Source organism: Streptomyces spinoverrucosus, from assembly GCF_006539505.1.
GTDB classification, from domain to species: domain Bacteria; phylum Actinomycetota; class Actinomycetes; order Streptomycetales; family Streptomycetaceae; genus Streptomyces; species Streptomyces spinoverrucosus.
In genome coordinates this window covers 1-3966 of sequence record NZ_BJND01000150.1, presented here as the reverse complement: position 1 = coordinate 3966, position 3966 = coordinate 1, and the positions used below count along the sequence as shown (strand labels likewise).

Annotated in this window: 2 protein-coding genes; both read left to right on the top strand. The window is 74.5% G+C overall.

Annotated elements, in window-relative coordinates; genetic code table 11:
• Nucleotides 1-3141 (top strand): type I polyketide synthase (locus tag SSP24_RS42120; RefSeq protein ID WP_218037166.1); only part of this gene is annotated, 3141 nt, incomplete at its 5' end.
• A 38-nt stretch (nt 3142-3179) separates the two neighbouring features.
• A partial coding sequence (locus SSP24_RS42115; protein ID WP_174864812.1) for a beta-ketoacyl synthase N-terminal-like domain-containing protein occupies nt 3180-3966 on the top strand: 787 nt, incomplete at its 3' end.

Below are 3966 nucleotides of genomic sequence, written 5' to 3'. Positions count from 1 at the left end.
CCGCACATGGACGGCATGCTCGACGAGTTCCGCGCGGTCGCCGCCACGGTGGCGTACCACGCGCCGAGCATCCCGGTCGTCTCCACGCTCACCGGCCGCGTCGCCGCGGAGGACGACCTGCTGACGGCCGACTACTGGACCGAGCAGGTCCGTGGGACGGTGCGCTTCGCGGACGCCGCCGCGATCCTCGCCAAGGAGGGCGTCGCCGCCTTCGTGGAGCTCGGCCCGGACGGTGTACTCAGCGCCCTGGTCCAGGACTCAGTGGAGAGCGCGGCCGTGGTACGGCCGCTGCAGCGTCGCGGCCGGCCGCAGCCCGCCACGCTCGTCGACGCGGTCGCCGCCCTGCACGACGCCGGTCTGCGGGTCGACTGGCAGGCGTTCTTCTCCGGCACCGGTGCACGGCGGGTCGCGCTTCCCACGTATGCGTTCCAGCGCCGCCGCTACTGGCTGGACGCGGGCCCTGCCGGGTCCGACGCCGCCGAGTGGGGACCCGGGGCGACCGGTCATCCGTTCCTCGGAGTGGCCGTGCCGCTGGCGGGCGGCGAGGGCACGGTGTTCACCGGCCGGGTGGCACCGAACCGGCACGCCTGGCTGGCGGAGCAGGTCGTGGTGGACGAGCCCGTTCTTCCTGCCGCCGCCCTCGTCGAGACGGTGCTGCGCGCGGGTGCCGAACTCGGCTGCGACACGCTGCACGAGTTCACCGTGCCGGGCCCGCTCGTCATCCCGTCGCGCGGTGCCGTACAGCTCCAGCTGGCCGTTTCGCCGCCCGGCACGGAGGGCCGCCGCACGGTGCGTGTCTTCGCGCGCCCCGACGACGACCCGGACGCCGCGTGGCGGTCGCTGGCCGAGGGTGTGCTCGGTGCCGGTGGCGAGCGGGACATGGGCACTGGTACGGCGGCAGGGGCGTCGTTCGAGGTGCACGTGCCCGAGCGGTTCAGGGACGAGGCCGACCGGTTCGGTGTGCACCCCGCCCTGCTGGACGCGGCGCTCGGCGCCCGGCTCGCGGCCTCGCCGCCGGGCACCGTCGCCTTCGCCTCCCGGTGGCGCGGAGTGCGTCTGCACGCCACCGGTGTCACCGAGGCCCGGGCCGAGTTGGCCCTGACCGGCCAGGACACGGCCGCGCTGCGGCTCACCGACCGGGACGGCGGGCTCGTCGCCACCGTCGCGTCGGTCTCCTTGGTGGAGCTGCCGGAGTCCCGGTTCAGCGGCGCGCGCAACTCGGCGTACACGGCGCTGTTCGACACGGAGTGGGTGCCTGTCGGTACGACCGCCCTCGACGGACCGTTCCACTGGGGCATGCTGGGCGCCGCGGACCACGGCACCGGGCCGGCCGATGCCACACCGCTGCGTGACGCGGGCGCGGCGGGCGAGGCCGTCGCGGCCGGTGCGGGTGTCTCAGCCGTACTGTTCGAACCTGCGGAGCCGCACCCCGGCGACCCGGTGGACGCGGTGCACGCGCTGACGCGGCACATGCGGTCCGTGCTGAGGGACTGGCTGACGGACGACCGGCTCACGGACGTCCCGCTGGTGATTGCCCTGCGGCCCGGCGCGGACGCGGAGCCCGGAGCGTCGGTGGATCCCGTGGCGGCGGCGCTGCGCGCACTGGTGCGATCGGCTCAGGCCGAGGCGCCGGGCCGGATCGTCCTCGCCGAGATCGACGGCACCCCCGAGGGGTACGCGACGCTGGCGTCCGCCGTCACCTCCGGGGAGCCGGAGACGGCCGTACGCGGCGACAGCGCCTGGGTGCCCAGGCTGCGGCGGGTGGCGGAGCCCACCGAGGCGACCGCACCGGTCTGGGACCCGCAGGGCACCGTGCTCGTCACCGGGGGTACGGGCTCGCTCGGCGGCCTCTTCGCCCGGCACCTGGTGGCCCGGCACGGCGTACGGCATCTGCTGCTCGTCGGCCGGCGCGGCGCCGATGCCCCCGGGGTGGCCGAACTCGGTGCGGAACTGGGCTCCTTGGGGGCGACGGTGACCGTCGCCGCCGCCGACGTGGGCGACCGGGAGGAGGTGGCCGCGCTGCTGGGGCGGATTCCGGCGGAGCACCCGCTGACCGGCGTCGTCCATGCCGCGGGCGCGGTGGACAACGCGCTGCTGGCCACGTCGGACCCGGAGCGGTTCGGCTCCCCGCTGCGCCCCAAGGCCGACGGGGCGTGGCATCTGCACGAGCTCACCCGTGATCTCCCGCTGTCGGCCTTCGTCCTGTTCTCGTCGAGCACGGGCGTCCTGGGCGGCCCGGGCCAGGCCAACTACGCCGCCGCGAACGCGTTCCTCGACGGTCTCGCCCGGCACCGCGCCGCCCAGGGCCTGCCCGCCGTGTCGATCGGCTGGGGCCTGTGGGAGCGGACCTCGGGAATCGGCGCCGCCCTCGGCGACGGCGACCGCGCCCGCTTCACCCGCGAGGGATTCCGGTTCGTCACGGACGAGCAGGGGCTCGCGCTGTTCGACGCGGCGCTCACCCTGCGGCGGCCGACGCTGACGGCGCTGCCGGTGGACACCGCGGCGCTGCGTGCGCGCGACGACTTGCCGGCGCCACTGCGGGGCCTGGTCACGGTGCCGGTGCGGTCCGGCTCGGGGCGGGAGGCCGAACCGGCCGTACCGCTGTCGGACCGGATCGCCGTGCTGCCCACCGAGCAGCGCTACGACGCCGTGTCCCAGGCGGTGCGCGCCACGATCGCGGCGGTGCTCGGCCACACCGACGCCGACGCCGTCGCCGAGGACCGTCCGTTCCAGGAACTCGGGTTCGATTCACTGACGGCGGTCGACCTGCGCAACCGGCTCGGCCGGGTCGTCGGTCTGAGGCTGCCCGCCACGCTGGTCTTCGACTTCCCCTCGCCCGCGGCCCTCACCACGCATGTGCTCGCGGAGATCGAGTCGGAGGCCGCGGCCGACCGGGGCTCCGGCTCGGCGCTGGCCGAGCTGGAGCGTCTGGAGGCGGCGCTCGACGCGCTGCCGCAGGTGGGTGACGAGCGTGCGGCTGTCGCCGCGCGGCTGGAGTCCCTGCTGTCCCGGGTGAGCGGTCCAGGGGCCCCGGCGCAGCCCGGCGCGTCGGACGAGAGCGGCTCCGCCACGATCGAGTCCGCCTCGGCGGACGAGATCTTCGACTTCATCGACAACCAGCTCGGCCGTGCGTCCAGCTGATCGGTCCCCAGCAGTTGTGACAAGGAGAAGTGGGTTTCGTGGCTGACACGGACAAGGAAGAGAAGCTCGTCGAGTACCTGAAATGGGTGACTGCCGATCTGCAGAAGACGCGCCAGAAGCTCGCCGACCTGGAGGCGGCCGCCGCCGAGCCCGTGGCGATCGTGGGCATGGCCTGCCGCTACCCGGGCGGGGTGGCCTCGCCCGAGGATCTGTGGCGCCTGGTCGCCGACGGCGTGGACGCCATCTCGCCGTGGCCGACCGACCGTGGCTGGGAGGTGGAGGAGCTGTACGACCCGGAGCCGGGCACGCCGGGCAAGTCGTACACGCGCGAGGGCGGCTTCCTCGACGGTGCCACCCGCTTCGACGCGGAGTTCTTCGGCATATCTCCCCGTGAGGCGGTGTCGATGGACCCGCAGCAGCGGGTCCTGCTGGAGACCGCGTGGGAGACCTTCGAGCACGCGGGCATCGACCCCGCCTCGCTCAAGGGCAGCAGCACCGGTGTGTTCGTCGGTGTGGTGGAGGAGAGCTACCTCGGGCTCGAAGCGCCCCGCGAGCTCCAGGGCTACCTCATGACGGGCAAGTTGGGCAGCGTGGCCTCCGGGCGCATCGCGTACACCCTGGGCCTGGAGGGTCCGGCGGTCTCGATCGACACGGCGTGCTCGTCGTCGCTGGTGGCCCTCCATCTCGCCGTGCAGTCGGTGCGTTCCGGTGAGTCGGCGCTGGCGCTCGCCGGCGGCGCCACGGTCAACGGGGATCCCGGCGGCTTCGTGGACTTCTCGCAGCAGCGCGGGCTGGCTCCCGACGGCCGGATCAAGTCGTTCTCGG